This is a genomic window from Tetragenococcus koreensis, assembly GCF_003795145.1.
GTDB lineage: Bacteria > Bacillota > Bacilli > Lactobacillales > Enterococcaceae > Tetragenococcus > Tetragenococcus koreensis.
Window position 1 is genome coordinate 1,509,147 of sequence record NZ_CP027786.1, and the last position, 22,538, is coordinate 1,531,684.

At 37.9% G+C, this 22,538-nt stretch carries 19 protein-coding genes; 4 read left to right on the forward strand and 15 right to left on the reverse strand.

Going from position 1 to position 22,538, the window contains the following annotated elements:
- Positions 1–18: 18 nt before the first annotated feature.
- From C7K43_RS07165 to C7K43_RS07175, 3 genes are all read right to left on the reverse strand, one after another.
- The gene (locus C7K43_RS07165) at positions 19–1,164 is read right to left on the reverse strand and encodes a cysteine desulfurase family protein (protein WP_124006246.1); all 1,146 of its coding nucleotides are present in this window, start codon (positions 1,162–1,164) and stop codon (positions 19–21) included.
- 88 nt (positions 1,165–1,252) lie between these two features.
- The gene (locus tag C7K43_RS07170; protein WP_124006247.1) at positions 1,253–2,224 is read right to left on the reverse strand and encodes a ribose-phosphate diphosphokinase; all 972 of its coding nucleotides are present in this window, start codon (positions 2,222–2,224) and stop codon (positions 1,253–1,255) included.
- A 64-nt stretch (positions 2,225–2,288) separates the two neighbouring features.
- The gene (locus C7K43_RS07175) at positions 2,289–2,828 is read right to left on the reverse strand and encodes a C39 family peptidase (protein ID WP_124006248.1); all 540 of its coding nucleotides are present in this window, start codon (positions 2,826–2,828) and stop codon (positions 2,289–2,291) included.
- A 239-nt stretch (positions 2,829–3,067) separates the two neighbouring features.
- Here C7K43_RS07175 and C7K43_RS07180 point away from each other — a divergent pair, with 239 nt between their 5' ends.
- Positions 3,068–4,960 (forward strand): M13 family metallopeptidase, encoded by a 1,893-nt coding sequence (locus C7K43_RS07180; protein WP_124006249.1) that lies wholly within the window; start codon positions 3,068–3,070, stop codon positions 4,958–4,960.
- A gap of 70 nt (positions 4,961–5,030) precedes the next feature.
- On the opposite strand, the gene C7K43_RS07185 is transcribed toward C7K43_RS07180, so the two are convergent.
- Genes C7K43_RS07185 through C7K43_RS07195 form a run of 3 tightly spaced genes read right to left on the reverse strand, consistent with a single transcriptional unit; the run spans position 5,031 to position 6,604 of the window.
- Positions 5,031–5,723, reverse strand: a complete 693-nt coding sequence (locus C7K43_RS07185; protein WP_124006250.1) for a 5'-methylthioadenosine/adenosylhomocysteine nucleosidase — start codon at positions 5,721–5,723, stop codon at positions 5,031–5,033.
- 25 nt (positions 5,724–5,748) lie between these two features.
- The gene (gene macP / locus C7K43_RS07190; RefSeq protein ID WP_124006251.1) at positions 5,749–6,033 is read right to left on the reverse strand and encodes a cell wall synthase accessory phosphoprotein MacP; all 285 of its coding nucleotides are present in this window, start codon (positions 6,031–6,033) and stop codon (positions 5,749–5,751) included.
- A gap of 1 nt (position 6,034) precedes the next feature.
- Positions 6,035–6,604 carry an NUDIX hydrolase gene (locus C7K43_RS07195; protein WP_124007256.1) on the reverse strand — a complete coding sequence of 190 codons (570 nt, stop codon included), beginning with the start codon at positions 6,602–6,604 and terminating at the stop codon, positions 6,035–6,037.
- A 192-nt stretch (positions 6,605–6,796) separates the two neighbouring features.
- On the opposite strand from C7K43_RS07195, the gene C7K43_RS07200 reads away from it, so the two are divergent.
- Together C7K43_RS07200 and C7K43_RS07205 are read left to right on the forward strand one after the other, a co-directional pair.
- Positions 6,797–7,474, forward strand: coding sequence for a 5-bromo-4-chloroindolyl phosphate hydrolysis family protein (locus C7K43_RS07200; protein WP_124006252.1), 678 nt, complete (start codon positions 6,797–6,799; stop codon positions 7,472–7,474).
- A 57-nt stretch (positions 7,475–7,531) separates the two neighbouring features.
- The gene (locus C7K43_RS07205) at positions 7,532–8,731 is read left to right on the forward strand and encodes a toxic anion resistance protein (RefSeq protein ID WP_124006253.1); all 1,200 of its coding nucleotides are present in this window, start codon (positions 7,532–7,534) and stop codon (positions 8,729–8,731) included.
- Between the two features lie 153 nt (positions 8,732–8,884).
- Here the strand turns inward: C7K43_RS07205 and C7K43_RS07210 are convergent, their stop codons facing one another.
- From C7K43_RS07210 to C7K43_RS07225, 4 genes are all read right to left on the reverse strand, one after another.
- Positions 8,885–10,288 (reverse strand): APC family permease, encoded by a 1,404-nt coding sequence (locus tag C7K43_RS07210; RefSeq protein WP_124006254.1) that lies wholly within the window; start codon positions 10,286–10,288, stop codon positions 8,885–8,887.
- A 536-nt stretch (positions 10,289–10,824) separates the two neighbouring features.
- Positions 10,825–12,327: a phosphohexomutase domain-containing protein gene (locus C7K43_RS07215; RefSeq protein ID WP_226996634.1), complete on the reverse strand. Its 1,503-nt coding sequence runs from the start codon at positions 12,325–12,327 to the stop codon at positions 10,825–10,827.
- A gap of 160 nt (positions 12,328–12,487) precedes the next feature.
- The gene (locus tag C7K43_RS07220; RefSeq protein ID WP_124006255.1) at positions 12,488–15,148 is read right to left on the reverse strand and encodes a cation-translocating P-type ATPase; all 2,661 of its coding nucleotides are present in this window, start codon (positions 15,146–15,148) and stop codon (positions 12,488–12,490) included.
- Positions 15,149–15,177: 29 nt separating this feature from the next.
- Positions 15,178–15,477: a helix-turn-helix domain-containing protein gene (locus C7K43_RS07225; protein WP_124006256.1), complete on the reverse strand. Its 300-nt coding sequence runs from the start codon at positions 15,475–15,477 to the stop codon at positions 15,178–15,180.
- A gap of 286 nt (positions 15,478–15,763) precedes the next feature.
- On the opposite strand from C7K43_RS07225, the gene C7K43_RS07230 reads away from it, so the two are divergent.
- Positions 15,764–16,210, forward strand: a complete 447-nt coding sequence (locus C7K43_RS07230; protein ID WP_124006225.1) for a hypothetical protein — start codon at positions 15,764–15,766, stop codon at positions 16,208–16,210.
- Here the strand turns inward: C7K43_RS07230 and C7K43_RS07235 are convergent.
- The 5 genes from C7K43_RS07235 to C7K43_RS07255 form a co-directional block, all read right to left on the reverse strand.
- Entirely contained in the window at positions 16,178–17,074 is an 897-nt protein-coding gene (locus tag C7K43_RS07235; protein ID WP_124006257.1) for an IS3 family transposase, read from the reverse strand. The genes C7K43_RS07230 and C7K43_RS07235 overlap by 33 nt on opposite strands.
- Positions 17,062–17,505, reverse strand: a complete 444-nt coding sequence (locus tag C7K43_RS07240; protein ID WP_124006227.1) for an HTH domain-containing protein — start codon at positions 17,503–17,505, stop codon at positions 17,062–17,064. The genes C7K43_RS07235 and C7K43_RS07240 overlap by 13 nt, the downstream gene beginning before the upstream one ends.
- Positions 17,506–17,742: 237 nt before the next feature.
- On the reverse strand, positions 17,743–19,392 hold the full coding sequence (locus C7K43_RS07245) for a phosphoenolpyruvate carboxykinase (ATP) (protein ID WP_124006258.1): 1,650 nt from the start codon (positions 19,390–19,392) through the stop codon (positions 17,743–17,745).
- A 459-nt stretch (positions 19,393–19,851) separates the two neighbouring features.
- On the reverse strand, positions 19,852–20,304 hold the full coding sequence (gene dtd, locus C7K43_RS07250) for a D-aminoacyl-tRNA deacylase (protein ID WP_124006259.1): 453 nt from the start codon (positions 20,302–20,304) through the stop codon (positions 19,852–19,854).
- 5 nt (positions 20,305–20,309) lie between these two features.
- Complete coding sequence (locus tag C7K43_RS07255; RefSeq protein WP_124006260.1) at positions 20,310–22,523, reverse strand: RelA/SpoT family protein; 2,214 nt, start codon at positions 22,521–22,523, stop codon at positions 20,310–20,312.
- Between the last annotated feature and the right edge of the window lie 15 nt (positions 22,524–22,538).

The following is a 22,538-nucleotide window of genomic DNA, read 5'->3' on the forward strand; positions in this document are numbered from 1 at the left end:
GGCTCTCAATTGGTTTTTCTAGTGTTTCTTTTTTAAACGTTGAACTATATCAATGATGGTTTGTGCAAAAAGGTCAATTTCTTCTTGCGTATTTCCGTAACCAAAGCTAATTCGAACAGATTCGTTAATCGCTGTCGAACCCTGACCATACATTGCTTCAAGCACATGAGAAGGCTCAACATTGCCCGCTGTACAAGCAGAGCCGGTAGAAATCGCAAAACCTTTTAAGTCCAGATGCATCAACATTAAATCATTGGAAATACCGGGAAATTGCAAATTCAATACGTGAGTCAATTTGTTATTTGTATCGCCATTCAAGTGATACTCAATTCCTTGTGCTGCTAAGTCGTCCAATAACTTGGTAGAAAATCCCTGATACTTTTCTTGATTGTTGTCTTGGATTTTTGCAGGTAATAGTTCAATTGCCTTAGCCATTGCACAAATGGCAGCTAAGTTTTGAGTACCTGCTCGTCTTTTTTCTTCTTGCTCACCGCCATGTAAAAAGGACGGCAGCGAGATATCATCACGCTTATATAAAAAGCCAACGCCTTTAGGACCGTTGAATTTATGAGCAGATACGCTTAATAAGTCTACTAGTAATTCGTTCGGGTGGACAGCGATTTTCCCATAAGATTGAACGGCATCCGTATGAAAAACTGCTGGATGATCGCGCAATAGTTCACCAATTTCAGCAATTGGAAAAAGATTCCCCGTTTCGTTATTTGCCATCATAACAGAAACTAAAATTGTGTCATCGCGCAAAGCTTTTTTTACTTTATCAACGGCCAACTGCCCTTTTTCATCTACCGGCAAATAGGTTACTTCAAACCCTATCTGTTCTAAATATTTTACCGTATTTAAAACAGCCGGATGTTCAACTGCGGTTGTGATAATATGTTTTCCTTGACCTTGTTTTGCTAGAGCTGTCTCAATTAACGCCGTGTTATCACTTTCCGTGCCGCCGCTGTTAAAAATAATTTCATGCGGTTTTACTTGCATACTATCGGCAATGACTTGACGTGCATCTTCTAATTTGGCCTGCCCGCTGCGCCCATATTGATGAATACTGGAGGGATTACCAAAAGAGTCAGTCATTACTTGAGTCATTTCTTCAATCACAGCTGGATGCATAGGCGTCGTTGCTGCATGATCTAAATAAACCATCTTCTCACCTTCTTTGTTTACAACTTAAAACATCATTGCGAAAAATACCAATGAAAAAACTTGGTTCATTTTTTCATTGGCTGCTATTTTATAAAAAGTCTTTGTCCACTTTACTAAACAAGGGGCTCATCGGTGTATTCTCATGAATTCTTTTGACTGCTTCGCCCAAAAGTTTTGAACAAGTAATATAGGTAATGTTTTTCGGGTGACGACTCTCTTGTGTTAAGCAGGAATCTGTTACACAAACATCAGCAATTTCCGATTGTTCTAGTGTCTCTTTGGCCCCATCAGAAAGTAAAGCATGAGAAGCACACGCATAAATTTCTTTTGCGCCATTTGCTTTTAAAAGTTCACTAGCATTGGCAAAAGTTTTTCCTGAATTTAGAATATCATCAACCAGAATACAGTTTCTATTTTCCACATCGCCAATCACATATCCCTCGTCTGTTTCAGTCTCGCCTTGATCTACAATTGCGATCGTCGTATCCAAATATTCTGCTAAGCTGCGTGCCCGTTGAACACCGCTATTTTTAGGTGAAACAACCACATAATCATCGCCACACATTCCTTTTGCTCGATAATACTGAGCAAATAACGGCATTGTAAATAAATTATCAACCGGAATATCAAAAAAGCCCTGAACTTGAACTGTATGAAGATCTAGCGTCAATACCCGAGTAGCACCAGCTTCGACAATTAGGTTGGCAATCAACTTAGCCGTAATAGGCTCATGTGGATTTGCTGTACGATCTTGCCGAGCGTATGCATAATATGGTAAGACCACGCTAATTGTTTTAGCGCTAGCTCGTTTCATCGCATCAATCATAATCAATAACTCCATATAGTAATCATTGACTGGTTGATTGGTTGCTTGAATGATAAACGTATTTACTCCGCGTACGCTTTCCTCAATGCTGATAGAAATCTCTCCATCACTGAAACTTTTTATTGTGCATTCACCTAATTCTGTGCCAAAAACCTGGGCAACTTTTTTTGCCAACGGGATATTACCATTTAAACTAAAAAATTTCAACGATTCATCTTCATATTTTGCGACCATGAGTGCCTCCAATTTAACTATTTTCTTTATTTTACCACATTTTCATTCTATTTTACCATGCGTTTTAAGGCAAGGAAATCGTTCCATTTATCCACTTTGCCGGAATAACCTTCTGGTAATTCCCCCAGTTATCATGAATCTTTAAATAGCGTTTGCCTTCAGTTGTTTCCTTATAAGCGTAAGCAACTACCCAATGATTGCCATAGGTGCTGCCTAGCAGTTTGTTTAGTCCGACAATTACTGGTTGTCCTTGGTCAATTCGTTTAACCACTCGTTGCCAGCCGCCAATCATTGTCGCACGTGCTCGATAATTAAGCCCAAAATAAGAAAAATAACTGGATAAACCATGAGCTACTTGATAAGCAACCGTCGGTAATCCTCGTTTTTGAATAAATAAGCGTAAGTAATGAACCAAGTTGCTTTTATCCTTGCTATATTTGAAACGGATAAAACTAGGAATGATGGTATCATCTAAATTGTCTTGATAAAAAGCCATAAACACACTGGCCGCGTAGGTTCCGCACAAACCGCCTTTAGGTGTAGTCCAATTTTTATAAGGTTTAAATTTATCTGCAGTTAATCCAATCCACTGATTTTTTAACATAATCATCTTCCTTTTCCTATAATTATACAATATTTTTTAATAAAAAGTCAGTTTAGCTAACTTCATTGCTTTTATTGTTTCTTCTTTTGCTAACTTAAGTTCGCTAATTCTATTTGCTGACCTTTCTTTACTGAATTTATAGCCTACGTTTGAGCTATAATTTAGTATTTACGAGGACAATAGACTTGTTTCTCTTTTTTATTTGTATCATAATTGACCACAGGAACGGAGGGAAAAATTTGGCAAACTTAAAAGATGATTTTTATGAAGCAATCAACGGAGATTGGTTGAAAACAGCAGAGATTCCGGCTGATAAGCCCGCAACTGGCGGATTTCAAGATTTAGCCGAAGATATCGAACAACTTTTAATGGATGAGCTCAAAGAAATGAGTTTATCAGAGGATAAAATCCCAGAAGGTAAGTTGAAAGAGGCGGTAGCTTTTTACCGCTTGGCTAATGATTATGACCAAAGAAATACGTTAAAAGCGGCCCCAATTAAAGACTTACTTGACCGTATTCAAAACATTAGTAATTATGACGAACTTAACCAGCAACTGGCTAGTTGGCTTAAAGAAGGACTGCCTTTGCCGTTTGAATTTTTTGTCGATGCAGACATGAAAAATACGCAGGAACATGCATTATACCTTGCACCAGCTTCTTTAATTTTACCGGATAAAACTTATTATGAAGATGGTAATCAACAAGGAGAAAAATTATTGCAAGTCTTTTTTGAAATGGTAGTCAAATTGTTGAAATTGACTGGCTGTAGCCAATCAGAAAGTGAGACTATTGCAGAACAGGCCTTGGCTTTTGATCGCAGCTTAGTTCCTTATGTGCGTAATGCTGAGGAAAATGCGGACTACAGTAAAATCTACAATCCACGTGATCGAAAAACGGTCACTGCTTATTCAGATCAAATGGACTTTGACATTGCTTTTAATGAATTGTTTGACGAACCAGTCGACCAAGTAATCGTCACAGAACCGGATTACTTCGAGCATTTTAATACTTTTATCACCGAAGGACATCTGCCTTTATTGAAAAACTGGATGTATGTATTAACAGTCGTTTCTTATGCTAGATATTTAAGCGAAGATTTTCGCCAAACAGGCAGCCTATATCGTCGTAGCTTATCTGGCATTGATGAACTTCCATCGCCCGAAAAAGCTGCTTTTCATTTGACTTTAGGCCAATTTGATCAAGTGATTGGACTTTACTATGGCAAGAAGTATTTTGGAAAAAAGGCCAAAAACGATGTTGAACATATGGTTCATGCAATGATCCAGGTTTATAAAAATCGCTTAAAACAAAACAACTGGTTGAGTGAAGCAACTAAAGAAAAAGCAATTTTGAAATTAGATAAAATAGGAATTAATGTGGGATATCCCGATAAAATTCCAGCTGTTTATGAAAAGTTGAAAACTAAGGAAGAAGACTCCTTAGTAGCTAATGTTCGCCGCTTTTTGCAGTTGATTCGGCAAGATAACTTCAAGAAATTTAAACAACCAGTAGATCGTAATGAATGGGAAATGGCCGCTTCTACGGTAAATGCCTATTATAATGGTTCGTTAAATATTATTGTTTTCCCAGCTGCCATCTTACAAGCACCGTTTTATAGTCTTAAGCAATCAGCAAGTGCGAACTACGGCGGAATTGGTGCAGTGATTGCCCACGAAATTTCTCATGCCTTTGATAATAATGGTGCAAAATTTGACGAATACGGTAATTTGAATAATTGGTGGACCAAAGAAGACTTAGCTTATTTTGAAGAGCTAGCACAAGGGATGATTGAAGAATTCGATGGCTTAGAAACTACAGGCGGGACTGTTAATGGTAAATTGACTGTTTCAGAAAACATTGCCGACGCCGGTGGGTTAAGCTGTGCTTTAGAAGCGGCAAAAAATGAAGAACAAACCGATTTGACAGCATTTTTTAATAATTGGGCGAAAATTTGGCGCACTAAAGCTAGACTACAATATCAACAACTACTACTTGCAATCGATGTCCACGCGCCAGCAAAATTACGTGCGAATATTCAACTCCAAAATTTGGACGACTTTTTCACGGTTTTTGATATTCATTCTACTGATAAAATGTACCGTAAACCAGAAAATCGCGTGAAGATTTGGTGATTTCCAACGAATAAAACAAAAAACGAAGGCGGCAAAAAAATCTTGCTACCTTCGTTTTTTATCTGCATTTTTAAATAGAGTGAATAAAAGTCATGACCATTTCAGCTGAACGCTGGCCAGCGTGATCAATGAATTCATCGAAACTTTGAGTTGCGGCATGGTCAGCTGTGTCACTCATGGCCCGGATAACAACTGCTGGCACATTGAATTGTTGGGCAGTTTGAGCGATTGCTGCCCCTTCCATTTCACAACAAAGTGCCGCAGGAAAATGATTTAAAATTTCGTTAATTTTTGTTTGATCATCAATAAAAGAGTCGCCAGTAACGATCAGTCCTTTTTTAATCGAAAGGTCTGATTTTTCTGCAGCTGAAGCAATTTGTTCAACCAATTGGCTGTCTGCTTCGTAGTACAAAGGCATTCCACCAGGAAGTTGTCCATATTCATAGCCAAATCCGGTAGCATCTACATCATAGTACGCCAATTTTTCAGCAATCACTACATCTCCTACTGAAAGCCCAGCACCAATGCCTCCAGCCGAACCAGTATTAATTAAAAGATCAACTTTATACTGTTGAATTAAAAGACTCGCGGTTAGCGAAGCCAACACTTTGCCAATTCCTGATTGGACCACGATGACTTCATGACCTGCCATTTCACCAGAGTAAAAAGTAGCTCCAGCTTTCTCCCATTGTTTTATTTCTTTAAATGATTCAGTCAAAACTTTTACTTCTTGCGCCATAGCGCCAATAATTCCTATTTTCATTTGTTTCTCCCTTTTTTCGTTGAAATTATAAAAAGAAAACCATCATTAACACGAGTACTAGCAATAAAAATACGATGACAATCCATTTCATCAAAAAACTATTCATTCGACGAGAACGTTGATTTTGGCTAGAGCGTGTTGCATCGATGGGTTTATTTTTTTTCAATTGTTTCCGATAATAATTATTGATTCGTTTTTCTTCATCGCGATACTCTGTTTCTGCTTGGTCTTGGACTTGTCGTCGCTTTTCTTCGGCTTGACCGCGATGTTTACGCAGATGTGAGCGAGTAACAAGTGGGTCTTTTGCCATATTAAACACTCCCTTGGGCGATCAGTAACTTCCACCAAGTAATCGCATAAATTGTTTTAGCATCACAAATTGTTTGCTCTTTTACTGCTTGCTCAGCTTCATCTAAGGTCAGTTCATAGAGCTCAAGTAGCTCATCTTCATCTTGTGCCTTAGGATGGGCCGCTTTTTCTATATTGTTGGCTAAATAGATATACAACATTTCATCTGAAAAACCTGGAGACAAATACATCGAAGAAAGATAGGTCATTGAATCACATTTATATCCTGTTTCTTCTTCTAATTCTCGTTTTCCAGTAACTTCTGGATGAGAATTTTCACCAGGATCAATTTTTCCAGCAGGAATTTCTAAAATGACCTTTTCCAATGGTTTTCTAAATTGCCGAACAAATACCATTTTATTTTCAGGTGTAAGAGCAATAATTCCCACGCCCCCTGAATGAAAAACCAATTCCCGCTTGGAAGTTTGACCATTAGGCAATTTGACATCGTCTAGTGCCACATCGATAATTTTCCCGTGAAATATCTCTTTTCTATTGATTGTTTTTTCTTCAAAATCTTCAAAATTCAGCACCATTTCACCAAACTTTCTTTTTTATCTTATATAATTTCTTACATTCTAACACAAAAAAAGGTTATGTTTTTCTAAATTTATTGAAATACACCGCAAGTCGGATTCTTTTATTTGTCATATCATGCTAGAATAAAAGAGTAGAGAAAAGACATGGAGCGTTTATATACGAGGATTTTAGGAGGTTCTAACAAAATGAAAAAATCAAAATGGGTATTATGGATTGCTCTCATTTTAGGAGTCAGCTTTTTCATTAACATCTTTGCAGAAAATGGCTTATTTGATTACTTCCCATTGTTGTTTTTTATTGCCGGAGGGCTTTTAATCTATTACGGCCTAAGAGGAAGATCGCAAGGTACTAACAAAAGTGACTTGCCAACATTATCAAAAAAACGTGAACAAAGCTATGTTAACGCTGGTATGTCAGATAGCGAAATTGATATGTTTCGCCAAACGATGAACCAAGCAAAAAAACAAATTGAACATTTACAAGCAACAATTAATAAGAGCGGAAAACTAAGAGCCATTGATTTACGTCATGACACGATTAAGGCTTCTAAAGCTTTGTTTAAAGAAATTGTTGATTCGCCTAAACGTATGCCTGAAGCCAATCACTTTTTATATACTCATTTACCAAATTTGGTTGATTTAACCGATAAATTCATTGACATTAATGAACATCAAATAAAAAGTCGTGATACCTATGAGAAAATCGAAGAAAGTATTCAAATCATCGATCAAATGGCTGCTTTAATTACCATCGATTATCAAAAATTCGTATCCGATGATTTAGATGACCTAGATGTTGAAATATCCATCGCCAAACAAAGTTTAAAGCAAAACGGAAATTATAAAGAACATGAAGCTAGATAAAAGCCCTGCTTTTGTCTTCTTCTATTTATTAGCCTACTCCAAGGAGGAACAACTATTATGGCCGAGCACTCCAATGAAACAAAATCCGTTGATAAAACTCTGGAAGACTTAATGAGTGATTCGTTTACTCCAGATTTAAATCAATTAACATCAACTCAACAAGAAGAGCTAGCCAATCTACATACGCAAGAGCAAGCCCCTCGGTTAATTGACAAGTTATCTGATGACAGAAAACAACAAGCCAAGCAATTAGCCGACCAAATTGATGCCACAGATCAACAAGCAGTATTAAGTTATGGGACAAAAGCTCAGACAAAACTAAGTGAATTTTCCCAATCCATGCTTAATCAGGTGCAAACTTCAGATATTGGTCCTGTTGGCGATTCCTTAAATGAACTGATGTATCGTCTACAAGAAGCGAACCCTGATGAACTACGCGCAGGTGAAGGAAATATTTTCCAGCGTATGTTTGGCAAAGTCAAACAATCTATTTACGAAATCACTTCTAAATACCAAAAAATTGGCGCCCAAATCGATAAGGTCGCCGTTAAATTGGACAAAGAAAAAGACGGCTTGCTTGAAGATCATTTAATGCTTGAACAGCTCTATCAAAAAAATAAGGACTACTTCGATGCGCTAAATCTTTATATAGCAGCTAGTGAATTAAAAATGGAAGAACTTGAACAAAAAACAATTCCTGAAGCAATGGAAAAAGCACGTCAAACCGGTGAACAAATGGATGTTCAAATTGCTAATGATTATGCGCAGTTTTTAGATCGTTTAGATAAGCGTACGCATGATTTGCGTTTAACTCGAGAAATCACGCTACAACAAGCACCACAGATACGTATGATCCAAAACACCAACCAAGCCTTAGCAGAAAAAATCCAATCTTCGATTAATACAGCTATTCCTTTATGGAAAAACCAAGTAGTCATTGCCCTCACGTTATTACGCCAAAAAGACGCGGTAACCGCCCAACGGCAAGTTTCTGAGACAACCAACGACTTACTAAAGAAAAATGCGGAAATGCTGAAGGTCTCAGCTATTGAAACTGCAAAAGAAAATGAACGCGGTATTGTAGACGTTGATACGTTACAACAGACGCAAAATGATTTGGTTGAAACGATTGAAGAAACGTTACGTATTCAAAAAGAAGGTAAAGAAAACCGTCGTCATGCAGAAGTAGAACTTGGCGAACTGGAAGAAGGATTAAAACAGAAGCTGATCGAATTAACGACTCAAAAAGGCCAATAAAAAAGTTATTTGGCGCAAGGGTTATGATACAAATAAAAATATCCGAACTATATTTGATGAAATTCGCTAAGTCGTGCATTTACGACGAGTCCTGCTTGAGTGCAGAAATAATTTCTCTATAGTTCGGATATTTTATTATAAAAGGGCCCTATATCACAGGTCCTCGTACTTTATATCAGCGCTTTTTTTATTCAAATCGCTGTGCTGGTAGCCATAACCAAAATAAATAAGCAACCCTAAAAGAAGAGCAATAATAAAGACTGTCCAAGTAACTCTATCCAAACGTAGCATTAAAAATACACACGAAAGTACCGAAATAATCGGCAATACTGGGACAAATGGCACTTTAAATTCACCTTTTTTTGGTTCACCCAACATCTTACGCAAACGGATAACACCCAGAGCCATTAAAGCCAGGCAAGCTAAGGCGGTAATATTGGTTAATTCAGCTAAAATATTCAAAGGAAAAGCAGCAGCAAAAAATAAACCAATTGCTCCAGCAACGAATGTCGCATTTTTAGGCGTTCGACGCTTTTCATCAATTTGTTGTAAAAATTTCGGCAACAAGCCATCTTTACTAATCGAATAAATGAGTCTTGCCAAGGAATACAGCATGGAGATAGTGACTGTTAGTAAAGTTAAAATAGTTCCCACAGAAATCACTGAACCGATAAATCCTTGATTGATATAACGCATAGCAAAAGCTACTGGATCAGCGACGCCCAATTGAGTAAAGGGCACAATCCCTGTTAAAACTAAGGTCACAACCACGTATAAAACAGTAGCAATTAAAATGGATCCAATAATTCCTCGAGGGACATCTCTTTGCGGATTTTCGACTTCTTCAGCCGCCATCGAAATAGAGTCAAATCCTAAAAAGGCAAAAAACACTAAAGCAGCTCCGTTAAAAATCCCTTGCATACCATAAGGTGCATAGGGCTGCCAATTAGCTGGTTGGACAAAGAATATGCCAACAGCGACAAACAAAATAATGACCCCAAATTTCACCCAAACCATTGCATTGTTTAACCGCAATGCTTTTTTTGCTTCTTGGGTAACCCATAACGTGACTAGGATCATTACCAATGCAGCAACTAGATCGATATAGGTGCCTCTTTCTGGGTTATAACCAGCAGTTAATGCTTGGGGTAGTTGGATTCCCCAGTTGCTCAAAAATCCTTGAAAATAGCCAGACCAACCTGCAGCAACAGAGGAAACTGCCAGCATATATTCACAAATCAATAACCATCCAGCAATCCAAGCCGTCAATTCACCAAAAACGACATACATATAACTGTAAGGTCCACCTGATACCGGTACTCGTGAAGCAAATTCAGCAAAACAGATCCCGTTTAAAATCACAACTAATGCTGCAATAATAAAGGAAATCATGGAAGCTGGACCCGCATAATCTGCCGAAGCTTGTCCGGTCACAACGAAAATCCCCGTACCAATAATTGCGCCGATTCCTAGCATGATCAAATCTTTTAATTTTAATTCCCGTTTCAATGTATTGACCGAATCTTTTTTTATTGGTCTTTTCCGGAAAACTTCCATTCTTGTCCCTCCATTTTTTCAATTCTTGTTCATTATATAGATTTTTCTTTTCACTTTCAAACTAAGGTGTAGTGGAGTAGATATGAAAATGTAAATTAGTTCTCTATATTTGAAAAATAACGGACTAGTTTTACATATCAATGCTATTTTGGTGAGACATCAAATGATGTAGCTCCAATCTGCAAAAATATTGGGGGTACATTTAACGATATACCTCCAATCCATACGTTATCGGTGGCAACTTTCTCGATGTACCTCCAATCCATACGCTATCGGTGGCAACTTTCTCAATGTGCCTCCAATCTGCAAAATATTGGGGGTACATCAAACAATATACCTCCAATAATTATGGATAATGACGGCATGTATGAGAAAAAACAAATAATTTTCCAGTTAAGATAACCATTTCTGTTCCTATAAAGACTCAATTCAATAAATTCTATACTTGATTTTCTTTTTTAAAAAAAATCTGAGTCATAAGAAATGTCAATTTCCCTTGCTCAGATTTTTTAGTTAACTTGCTATATTTCTAATAGTTATTGGCTTTGGATTAATGGCACTAATTTTTCTTGGTTCACATCCGGATAGTTATTTAAGAATTGCTGCATCTTTTTTAATACAGGTAGGATATGCCCTGCTTCATCATTTTCAACTTGTAAAACTAATAAAGGTTCATGCAAACTCATGCGTAATAAAAACCATCCTTGCCCGTATGGCTGAGATAAGCGAAAACGGATGCCTTCTTCGTTTTCTGGATCAACTTCCCAACCGAAAATATCAATATCGGCAATTTGCTCAATTACTTGTTCACCAAGTGCTCGATAGTCATCGGCTTCTAATTTAAAACGAACTTCTTGTGTTTCAAGCGGCTGTTTTAAATCCGCAATCAATGATTCCAAAGTTTTTCCTTCAGCTTGTAATTCAGGTAGCAGCATTAGAATTTTAGCGATTACATACGCACCATCGTCTAGAAAATAATTTTCTTTGAACGCCGCATGTCCGCTGGTTTCAATTGCTAATTGGCTATCAACGCCTTCTTGGTTTAGATCCTGTGCTTTATTGATAACATTACGGTAACCAGAAATGTAGCGTACTTGTTTGCCGCCTAAAGCTTCAATAAAAACCTTTAAATGATCAGAAGTCGGTGAATTAGTGACAATACTGGTCCCTGAATGTTCATTTAAAGTAATCCGGCTTAATACTGCAATCAAGTTATTTCGATTTAATACATCGCCTGATTTGGTTACTACCGCCGAACGATCGACATCAGTATCAAAAATCACACCTAGATCGGCCTGATTAGCCAAAACTGCTTTTTGAATACTTTGCATAGCTTCTTTATTATCCGGATTAGGAACATGATTGGGAAAATTCCCATCCGGTGCTAAAAATTGTGAACCTGAAGTATCCGCGCCCAAAGGTTGTAATACTTTTTCGGCAAAAAAGCCGCCTGCTCCATTTCCTGCATCAACTACAATTTTAAAGCCATTCAACGGTTTCTCTTGTTTTTTCTTACTAGCTGTGCGGATCTTTTCAACAAGATCGTTGGCATATACGGTGAGTAAATCGGCTTTTGTCACTGTACCCGCACCAAAATGTTCGCTACTTTCGGTGTGAGTCAAAATATAAGCAATGTCTTCTTTTTCTGCCCCACCCTTTTGGCTAAAAACTTTTACGCCGTTGTAATAATAAGGTAAGTGACTAGCCGTTAACATAATGCCTGCATCACATGAAAATTGCGAAAACTGTGTGCTCATAAATAAAGCTGGGGTAGTCGCTAAGCCAAAATCATAGACTTCCACGTCATAAGAAGTGAGTACTTCAATGAGTGCTTCTTGCAGTTTTGGACCACTTAAACGACTGTCTCTGCCCACCCCAATCGTTAATTTATCTTTAATTCCCTTTTCATGCAGCCAATTTACAATGCCCACAGCAATTTCTCTTACCGCAGTAACTGTTAAATTTGCTTGGTCTTCCTGAGTGTCAATCGCAACACCACGAATGTCTGACTCGTTTTGCAGATCTACTAATTTCCCCACAAAAATATCCCCCTCTTAAGTAACTTCTTGTAAGCCTTTTATTTGATATTAAAATCATTATACCAAACTTTATCGTTACTCAACGAGGGGAAATTTTATTTTTTTATTTTTAAACCATAAAATCTGCTAAACAAACCCATAAGTTTAAACTAAGCCTAAATTAATGGTGATATTTAATTTTGTTAAACAGGCCTACAACCAGTGTAGATAAAACAGCCGCAATTAAAATAATTGCCCAAGTACCTAGTTGTAGTGGTGCAGTTCCTAATAGATCATTCATAAATGGCAGATATACAGCTGCTAACTGTAAAGCAACTGATAATACAATTGCGCCAACTAATGCTTTATTTTGGAAGAATGACCGATCAAAGCCAAAGGAATTTGTTTTACGTACATTAAAGATATGCATCAATTGGGCAATCGCCATAAAAGTAAACACAGCTGTCTGTACATATTCGCCTGATTGGTCGCCATTTAGTAATATTCTAAACACGACAAAAGCGGATATTCCGATAATCACACCACTAAAAATAATACGAGTTAAAAAGTGGCGGTTGACTAAACTGTCTTTTTTAGAGCGAGGACCTCTTTCCATGACATTTTCTTCTGCTGGTTCATAAGAAAGAGACATCGCAGGAGCAATATCAATAATCAAATTTAAGAATAAAATGTGTAACGGAGCAATCGGCATGGGTAGTAAAAAGACCACACTGGCAAAAATTGCAATAATTTCAACCATGTTACAAGCGAACAAGAAAGAAACGTATTTTTTGATATTATCAAAAATGATTCTTCCTTCTTCAACCGAATCAACGATTGTGCCAAAACGATCATCCGTTAAAATCATATCCGAAGCTTCTTTGGCTACTTCTGTCCCCCTTACGCCCATCGCAACACCGATATTAGCGTCATTTAAAGCTGGGGCATCATTCACGCCGTCGCCTGTCATCGAAACAACTTCACTTTCTTTTTTTAAGGCAGAGACAATTTGCATCTTGTTTTCGGGTGAAACTCGAGCAAAAACTGCTGTTTCATCAACCACTTGGGCAAAGTCATCATTATCTACTTGTTCATCGATTTCTTTACCAGTCATAATTTTTTCATAATCAGCTAACCCAATGTCCTTAGCGATAATTGAAGCTGTTTTCGGATGGTCACCTGTAATCATTTTAACCTTAATGCCGGCGTTTTGTGCAGTTTCGATTGATTCATAGGCGTCTGGACGCGGTGGATCAATAATACCTACTAAACCTTGAATTTTCAAACCATCTAATGACTCTTTCAATTCTTCTTCAGACAAGCCGCCATCATAACCTTCAACGCTTGCGATTGCGATCACACGTTGTCCTTTTTCAGCAAATCTTTCATTTTGCTGTTGTAAATCATCCTTAGTTTTTTGTGATTGGTCGGCCAAGCCTAAGATTACATCGAATGCACCTTTAATAATCAATTCACGCTGTTCTTCTTTTTCATAGACCACAATCATGTATTTATTTTCAGAAGAAAACGGTACTTCAGCTATTTTTTCAAAACCTTCTTCTTCTAAGTCTTGTCGATCTAACCCAACTTTTTTTCCTAAAGTGACCAATGCGCCGTCTGTCGGGTCACCGACAACTTCATATTGACCATCCTCATTTTGATCCACGTGTGCAGTGTTGCATAAAACACCTGCTTGAATAAATTGCATCAAATCTTTATTATCCGCTGGGTTAATTTCTTTCTCATCTTTTTTGATAGTACCATTTGGATCGTAACCTTCTCCTGTGACCTCATAATGAGTTTCATCACTTAGCACTACTTCAGAAGCCATCATTTGGTTTTCAGTCAACGTCCCCGTCTTATCACTGGCAATGACACTGGTGGCGCCTAGCGTTTCAACTGCTGGCAAAGTTTTTACTAAAGCTTTACGTTCAGCCATTGTCCGCATGCCTTTTGATAACGTAATCGTTTCAACTGCTGGCATCGCTTCTGGTATAGCTGCAACAGCTAAAATGATTGAAATATGAATCATTTCTACAAAAGGCTTATCGGTAATCAATCCTGCAATAAGTACTGCAACTCCCGCAATTAAAGCGGCGAAGATAATTGCCTTACTCAACTTATCCAATTCAATATCTAGTGGTGTTTTATCGTTATTTTCTTCGTCTAACATTCCACTAATTTTACCGACTTCAGTTTCCATACCAGTCTCTGTCACAACAATGTAAGCATAGCCACGCGTCACAGCTGTTCCGGCAAAAACTACGTTTCCCTGGTCTCCTAAGGGCATTTCTTCTTCGTAAATTTCATCTGCATTTTTTTCAACAGCATCTGATTCCCCAGTTAAGGCTGATTCGATACAAGCAAAATTATTGCTGGCAATGATCCGGCCATCTGCTGCAATTGCATCTCCTTCCCTTAATAAGAGTATATCGCCTGGAACGACTTTAGATGCCTCGATGGTTTGCGTTTTTCCATCGCGAATAACTGTAGTAGTGGTATAAATCATACTTTGCAATGACTCAACAGATTTTTGTGCTTTTAATTCAGTAAAAAAACCAGTAAGTACTGCTAGTAGTAAAGCAAGCAAGATTGCAATCGTCTCAGCTAAATCATCCATAAGAAAAGAAATAACTGCAGCTGCTAATAATAAGTACACAATCAAATTATTTATATTATTCCATAATAATTTCCAAGGTGAAGTTTTCTGCCCTTGTTGAATCTCATTGGGTCCGTTCTCGTCTAATCGTTTATCAGCTGTTTGTTGAGCAAGACCTGTTTTTTGATCTGTTTCAAATTGTTTTATTGTTTCATCAACCGGTATTTGGTAATACTCTTTCATCCATTAGCCTCCCTATTATTTTCAAGTGCTTATTTATTTGGACAAAAAACTTCAATTAAATTTAAAATCGCTGTTTTTTGTTGTGTGTCCATATTTGCGAATTTATGAAGTAGCTCGACATCTAAAGGTGCTTCATCTTCTTGAAAAAATTCACTTAATGAAATGTCTAATCCATTACATAGGTATTCTAACGTTGCAATTGAAGCACTCGTTGTGTGATGTTCTAGTGCTGAGATAAAAGCAGCAGACACTCCTGCTTTTTTAGCAAGCTCTTTGGCACTCATATTTCGGTTCGTGCGTAAATCATAAATTCGTTTGCCGATATCCACTTTCGACCCTCCTTGTTTTTTTGGGTTAAGTACAACTTAACATTTTTCAACTAAAAAGTAAAGTGTGAGTTTATTTTTCTTTATAAAATTAAGTGGCAATGTATAAAAAGACAGTATACACAAAAATAAACTGCTAGCTAACCATTAAAAGTCTAAAGTGGACCCTATGTCAAGGACGATATGAAAAAAACCCCTATACTTCTCTTGCAACTTCCTTAGGATAAGGAAGTAAGGAGGAGCGGGGACAAAGCATAAAGCACGCTCTCAAAACTTAGAGAGCGTGCTTTTGTCTTCCAGAAATCAGATGGTATTAGATAAGAAAGATGTTAGAAACAGCGATCGTTTGGATTTTGCGCTATTCAGGAAAGAACATGAAAGAGGGAACTATCCAGGGTTTATGGTGAACTATTTCGAATCCTTAACCTTAGAAGAACAAAGGAACTACTTTAGGGCTTATCAAACCGTGAGAGCCCAGTTGCGAGACGAACAAGATTTAATCGACCACCTTCTTCCTTTTCTACAAAAAGGGACGGTGGATCCGACGTTTGAACGCGAATTTTTCTTGTATGTCTTATTTTACGGCCCCAATCTGGATGTGAGCGCAATCTATCGCAAAGAAGCCTTCCTAGAACTGTTAAATAAATATGCCCAAGAAGTAAGCAATGAGCTAGAGGCAATGCATGCCCTGCTTACTTCTGATTCAGTGTTTGAAGAGGGTGAATGCCCGTTTTAAGGTATTGTTCATATTGATGGGCGCACACTTCGCCAAGGCCCATTGATACCGTTCGTGATTATAGTAATCCATATAATCGTCGATGATTGACTGGACTTGCGCATAAGAATCGATCCCAGCTAAATCCTGGATTTCATCTTTCATATGGCCGAAAAAGGATTCTTGCGGGGCATTGTCCCAACAATTGCCCCGTCGCGACATCGATTGACGAAGCTGTTGGCTGTGTACCAAGGTTTGAAATTGAAGATTCGTATAGTGCACGCCTTGGTCGGAATGGATCAAGGCGTGAAAATTTTTAGGCAACGCATGGTCCTTATACAATCGATGAATGGTTTCTAATATAAAATCTTCTTCTAAAGAAGGGCTAAGGGCATAAGCAAGAATTTGGTGTGTGTACGCGTCTTTGATCGTGGATAAATAGGCTTTTTGTTGGCGACCATAAAACAGGTACGTCACATCGGTAAGTAAGACCGTTTTGGGTCCTGTTGCCTTAAATTGTCGGTTTAATACGTTGGGAAGAATCGTATTTTCTTTCTTGGCTTTCGCCATTTTCCGATAAGGGTTGGCTTTACGAATCGGACAAAACAAACGGTATTTTTGCATTAATCGTTGGATTTTTTTCCGGTTCATTCGTGTTCCTGTGTGAAGTAAACGCATATAAATACTCCGAGAGCCTTTTTGAAAGCCACGATAATTGTAAGCTTCTAAGATCAATTCAAAATCGACCTGGTCTTGGGCCTCTCGTTGGGCGCGCTTTTCTGCTCGATGCCGCCATGCATAAAATCCTGATCTTGACACTTGGGCAATTTCGCATAACCAAGTGATATTCAATAAATTATGGTCCCGCGCAATCAGGGTTTGGATGAGTTGGAATTTCGCTTGGGTGTCGCTCGTGCCGCTTGGCGATTGATAAAATTCGTTTTTTTTAGCGCATCAATTTGTTGTTCCTGTAAAGCAACTTTGTGACGTAAGTAATCCAGTTCTTGTTCGGTCGTATGTTCTTTGTTCCGAGGTCTTCCCGTATTTTGCGCACGGAGGTCCGTAAATCCTTCTAAACGTTGCGCCATATTCTTTGTTCGTTTCGAAAAATTTTGAATGCGTTGTTTCCCCAGAACGTTTGTATCAAAGCCTGCTTCTTGAAAGATGATTGAAGGCATTTTTCCGCCTTGGTATTCCTGGTAGAACCACTGACGGAATGCTTCTGTATAGGTGATCGCTTTGGTGGAAACCTTTTGTACATTGGAATTCAAGTTGAGCTCTGCGACTTGTTCTTCCGTGAAATAGTTTTTTCCCATCTACTCCCCACTCCTTCTTTTATTAAGGTTCACTTTTCTAGAGGCACTTCCTGTGTTTTCCCGTCAAGAGAAAAGATATCCACGGAAAGGAACCGAACCCAAACGTTTCTTTGTCTTTATTATACACAAAAAACAGCCCCTATAAAATCGACCGATAAAATCCTCTTAGGGGGTTTTTTATCAGCGTCTATTTTATAGGGACCATTTTAGTTAACTAACAGTTTATTTTTATTTCATTCACAATTCTTCTAAAACATGACGCATTGCTTCTTCAGTTTCTTTAGGCAAAGCATCATACCCTTCGTTCTCATCGTTTTCTTTTAAAATATAATCCAAACGATTTTGCAGACGAGCTTTAATTTTTTCTACGTATTCTTCATTACTAAAATCAACTTCATACCCTTTAATTGGCAAGTATGACATTTCTTTTACTGTTCCAAATGGCTCAAATGCTGTGTCTTCATTAATGATATTTTCAATACTAGACAAGGTCACTTTAGGTGTAACGTCTTTGCCTTGAAAAGCACCTGTATTCAAAATGTAACAATCAATCTTATTTTTATTAAATAGATCGCGGAAATTACGATAATCTTCAGCTAAAGGATATGCTCGGAAAGGATCAGCGTATGGCTCAATGACTAATTGAGTTAAATCAATTTTTTCCACAATATTTTCAGCTGTTGATCGTTTCGTCGCTAAGGTTAATCCAAAAACTGCAGCTAAGATCGGATCTTCCACTTTTACGACTGGCGGTAGACTATCATCTTTCATAATCCAAAAAACCGCATCTAATTTATCATCTAATACATCGACCCGATTTTCTGTAACGTACCGCGATTTTACTGTACGTCCATTTCCATTTCGGATATCTTGCAAAACAGGAACGGTTTTCCCGCTTTTATCCTTGGTCGCTCCAACATTTTGCATTGTTAGATAGTAATCAACCGTAGCATGTGATAACGGATAATCTTGTACTTTATCAAAATAAGAGGGCTCTAATGCAATCGTTGCTCCCGTATCGCGATTAATAATAAATGCATCATCATGCAAAACATCAACTTTATATTTGCCGCCGTGTTTCGTTAAAGTAATCGTTGATTTTCCCGAACCTGAAAGTCCAAATGCCGCCATAGTGTATTTTTTGTTATCTGGTAGATGGTATTGTTTGATTCCACCATGACAAGCTACGTAGTTATTACGGTGTGCCGTTGCCCAGGCAAGCGTTAATGTTGCTTTTTTCAATTCACCAAAATAACGTAAACCTAAAATAGCTGCCACGTTATGTTCCGGGTCAAACAAAGCCAAACCGTAAGGAAAATCGGGGTGTTGCCAGTTAGGGTCAGCAAAAAGATAAATATCATTTTCTTTGTAAGAAACAGAATCTTCATAGCGTTGTTGCCATTGCTCATTTACCATTTGAAAATTCAACAAATAAGAATATAGGTTATTTTCAAAACCTTCAGGAACCGTTACATGTCCCTTAACCATGAATTTTTCGTCTAAGCCTACAATAATTTCGGCGGAATAAAAATTTTGTTTGGATGATTGATATAAAGCTTCGCGTAATATCCCCTGATAATAATCAGAATCTACGCCGGGATGACCAATGACAACACGAGCTGCAGCGGTTCTACCAACTACTTTTCCGTCATTAAAAATAAGCATCTTGGCCTCTTCCGGCAACCCTAGATCCTTAGTATGTTTCACCGGCAAATCTGTAACAATCGTCCCTGGTACTTGGGTAGCATTCTCATAAGCTTGCTGTAAATTCGCTAGGTGTGTCACATTGTTCCCATAAAAAGCTGTTTCTACTAATGTCTTAAATCGCGAAAATAATTGATTTTCCTTTTTAACTTCACTGCTATCAAAATTTCCAATAGTTGCCATAAACAATCTCCTTTCATTGTGTTGAATGTAACTTATTTAAGAACGTTCTTTATTAATAAACGAAAGCTAACTTCTCCTGCCTCTTTATTATCTCACAGTTGTAAAGCGCTTACAAATATTTTTGTTAGTAAAATAAGAAACTTTCCTTTGTTTGATAAAGAGTCCTCTTCCAAAAAAGTACTAAATTGTGAACAAAACAACAATTCCAGCTTGAAAATCAAACATCAACAAAGTCCTGGTTTAGATTGTAATAACTTTATCCCAATCGTTAAAAATTAATCACCTTAAGTGAGACAAAGAAGGATATGCAAACTACGCTATTGGACCTTAATCAGTCGAAATAACCTCCATAAAATAGATAAAAAAAACTAGTGCTGGTTGCAAGAAACATTTTTCTGCTTACCAACACTAGGAATTAGGTTCTATATTTTGCTCAATCAAAATACTTTTTAATCAGCTTTATTTATGTTCTTCTCGGGTATCATAAATAATAGTCACCGGACCATCATTAACAAGAGAGATCTGCATATCTGCTCCAAACTCACCTGTTAGCACGGGAATTCCTTGCTGACTTAGACCTTGGTTAAAGGCATCATACAACGGAATTGCCGTTTGTGGTCGCGCTGCTTTTATAAAGCTTGGCCGATTCCCTTTTTTAGTATCTGCATATAAAGTAAACTGCGAAATACTTAAAATGCTACCATGCACAGCATCAATACTTAGATTCAACTTGCCGTTTTCATCTTCAAAAACGCGTAACTTGGAAATTTTTTTAACTAAATAATCCACGTCCTCTTGCGTATCTTCCTCATGAATTCCCAATAAAATCATAAACCCTTGGTCAATTTGGCCTACGATTTCTTCACTAATTGTGACGCTAGCATTTTTTACCCTTTGAATTACTGCACGCATAATTTCTATCCTTTCAAACGATGGACACTGTGTACATCTGGAACTTGTTTAATTTTATCAACAATTGTTTGCAAATGTGCTAGGTTTTTAATCGAAACGGTCAGGCGGATGGTTGCAGTTTTTTCTTTATTGGAACGTGCTTCTACGTTAACAATTCGATGATTTTGTGAACTAACTGCTTGTAAAATATCGTTTAATAGACCTGAACGATCATAGCCATGAATTTCGACTTCAGTGTCATATTCTTTATTGGTATTACCTTCATCTTCCCACTCAACTTCAATCAAGCGGTCATTCATTTGCTCCGAATTTTGTACATTCGGACAATCTTTGCGGTGAATCGACACTCCGCGTCCTTTGGTGATGTAGCCAACGATTTCGTCTCCAGGCACCGGATTACAGCAATGACTGATACGAATCAATAAATTTTGGACCCCTTGAATTACCACGCCGCCATCATGACGAATCTTCATTTTTTCGGGTTCTTTTTTAGGCCCTTTGTTGACCATATCTTGCACACGCTGCTGTTCTTCTTCTTGCTGACGCTTGCGTCGTTGCTCTTCAGTCAATCGATTGGCTAAAGTGATTGGACTGATCTCACCATAACCAACTCCTGCATACAAATCGTCTTCTGATTGATAGTTGAACCGTTCTAATGCCTCTTGGATTTTTTCTTTTGAAAGCATTTCTTTGGGTGAAAAGTTCATTTCTTGCAATGTTTTAACTAACAGTCCATGGCCTTTTTCAATGTTTTCATCACGATCTTGCGCTTTAAAGAAACGTTTAATTTTATTTTTTGCTTTGCTAGTCGCTACAAATTTTAACCAATCACGGCTTGGTCCAAAGGAATTGGGCGAAGTCAATATTTCAACAATATCGCCATTTTTCAACTTGTAATCAAGTTGGACCATTTTCCCGTTAATCTTTGCACCAACTGCTTTATTCCCGACATCTGTGTGAACATGATAAGCAAAATCCAAAGGCCCCGAATTTTTTGGTAGTTCTGAGACATCGCCTTTAGGGGTAAATACATAAACTTTATCACTGAATATATCGCCTTTGACGCCTTCCATAAATTCAGAAGCATCGAAACTTTCATCTTGCAGTTCTAATAATTCTTTGAACCAGCCGACTTGGTTTGTCATTTCATCTGGTCGGATTTTCTCAGTATGGCCTTCTTTATACGCCCAGTGTGCCGCAACCCCAAACTCTGCAATTTCATGCATTTGGTGTGTCCGTATCTGGATCTCAACCGGATTGCCATGGGGTCCAATCACTGTCGTATGAATGGATTGGTACATATTAGCCTTAGGAACTGCGATATAATCTTTGAAGCGCCCTGGTAGTGGTTTCCATTTTGTATGAATAGCCCCTAAAACCGCATAACAATCTTTGATGGAATCAACGATCACTCGAATAGCCAACAGATCATAAATCTCATTAAACTGTTTCTTCTTATCGACCATTTTGCGATAAACCGAATAAATATGTTTCGGCCGACCATATATCTCAGCATAGATATCTAATTCTTCTGTAGCTATTCGAATGTCTTCTACCGCTTCACCAACGTACTTTTCCCGTTCTTCACGCTTAGATTGCATCAAATGAACAATACGATAATATTGTTTAGGGTTTAGATAACGCAAAGAGAGATCCTCTAGCTCCCATTTAATACGGCTAATCCCTAATCGATCAGCCAGGGGTGCATAAATTTCTAATGTTTCTCGCGCAATTCTTCGCTGCTTATCATCTCTAAGATGTTTTAAGGTACGCATATTATGCAGACGGTCAGCTAATTTCACCATAATGACTCGCAAATCTTGGGCCATGGCCAAAAGCATTTTACGATGATTTTCTGCTAATTGTTCTTCATGCGACTTATATTTAATTTTACCAAGTTTAGTTACACCATCAACGATCATCGCTACATCTGCGCCAAATTCATTTTTTAGATCAGCTAAAGTTACCTCAGTATCTTCAACCACGTCGTGTAAAAAGCCAGCAGAAATCGTATGTGGATCCATATGTAATTCAGCCAAAATACCAGCCACTTGAATGGGATGGATAATGTAAGGTTCCCCTGATTTGCGATATTGTTCTTTATGCGCTTCTGCTGCGTATTCATAGGCTTTTTTTACAAAAGCAGTATGTTCATCACTCATATAATAGGATACTAATTTAATAACGCTAGGTCCTGAAATCACACTATCTTTTGCCATAATGACCCTCCTTGT

What these genes read in the sequence shown, in the direction of transcription:
- C7K43_RS07165 (WP_124006246.1), bottom strand. Translation starts at nt 1,164, where the DNA reads ATGGTTTATTTAGATCATGCAGCAACGACGCCTATGCATCCAGCTGTG.
- C7K43_RS07170 (WP_124006247.1), bottom strand. Translation starts at nt 2,224, where the DNA reads ATGGTCGCAAAATATGAAGATGAATCGTTGAAATTTTTTAGTTTAAAT.
- C7K43_RS07175 (WP_124006248.1), bottom strand. Translation starts at nt 2,828, where the DNA reads ATGTTAAAAAATCAGTGGATTGGATTAACTGCAGATAAATTTAAACCT.
- C7K43_RS07185 (WP_124006250.1), bottom strand. Translation starts at nt 5,723, where the DNA reads ATGAAAATAGGAATTATTGGCGCTATGGCGCAAGAAGTAAAAGTTTTG.
- macP (WP_124006251.1), bottom strand. Translation starts at nt 6,033, where the DNA reads ATGGCAAAAGACCCACTTGTTACTCGCTCACATCTGCGTAAACATCGC.
- C7K43_RS07200 (WP_124006252.1), top strand. Translation starts at nt 6,797, where the DNA reads ATGAAAAAATCAAAATGGGTATTATGGATTGCTCTCATTTTAGGAGTC.
- C7K43_RS07205 (WP_124006253.1), top strand. Translation starts at nt 7,532, where the DNA reads ATGGCCGAGCACTCCAATGAAACAAAATCCGTTGATAAAACTCTGGAA.
- C7K43_RS07210 (WP_124006254.1), bottom strand. Translation starts at nt 10,288, where the DNA reads ATGGAAGTTTTCCGGAAAAGACCAATAAAAAAAGATTCGGTCAATACA.
- C7K43_RS07220 (WP_124006255.1), bottom strand. Translation starts at nt 15,148, where the DNA reads ATGAAAGAGTATTACCAAATACCGGTTGATGAAACAATAAAACAATTT.
- C7K43_RS07240 (WP_124006227.1), bottom strand. Translation starts at nt 17,505, where the DNA reads ATGGGAAAAAACTATTTCACGGAAGAACAAGTCGCAGAGCTCAACTTG.
- C7K43_RS07245 (WP_124006258.1), bottom strand. Translation starts at nt 19,392, where the DNA reads ATGGCAACTATTGGAAATTTTGATAGCAGTGAAGTTAAAAAGGAAAAT.
- dtd (WP_124006259.1), bottom strand. Translation starts at nt 20,304, where the DNA reads ATGCGTGCAGTAATTCAAAGGGTAAAAAATGCTAGCGTCACAATTAGT.
- C7K43_RS07255 (WP_124006260.1), bottom strand. Translation starts at nt 22,523, where the DNA reads ATGGCAAAAGATAGTGTGATTTCAGGACCTAGCGTTATTAAATTAGTA.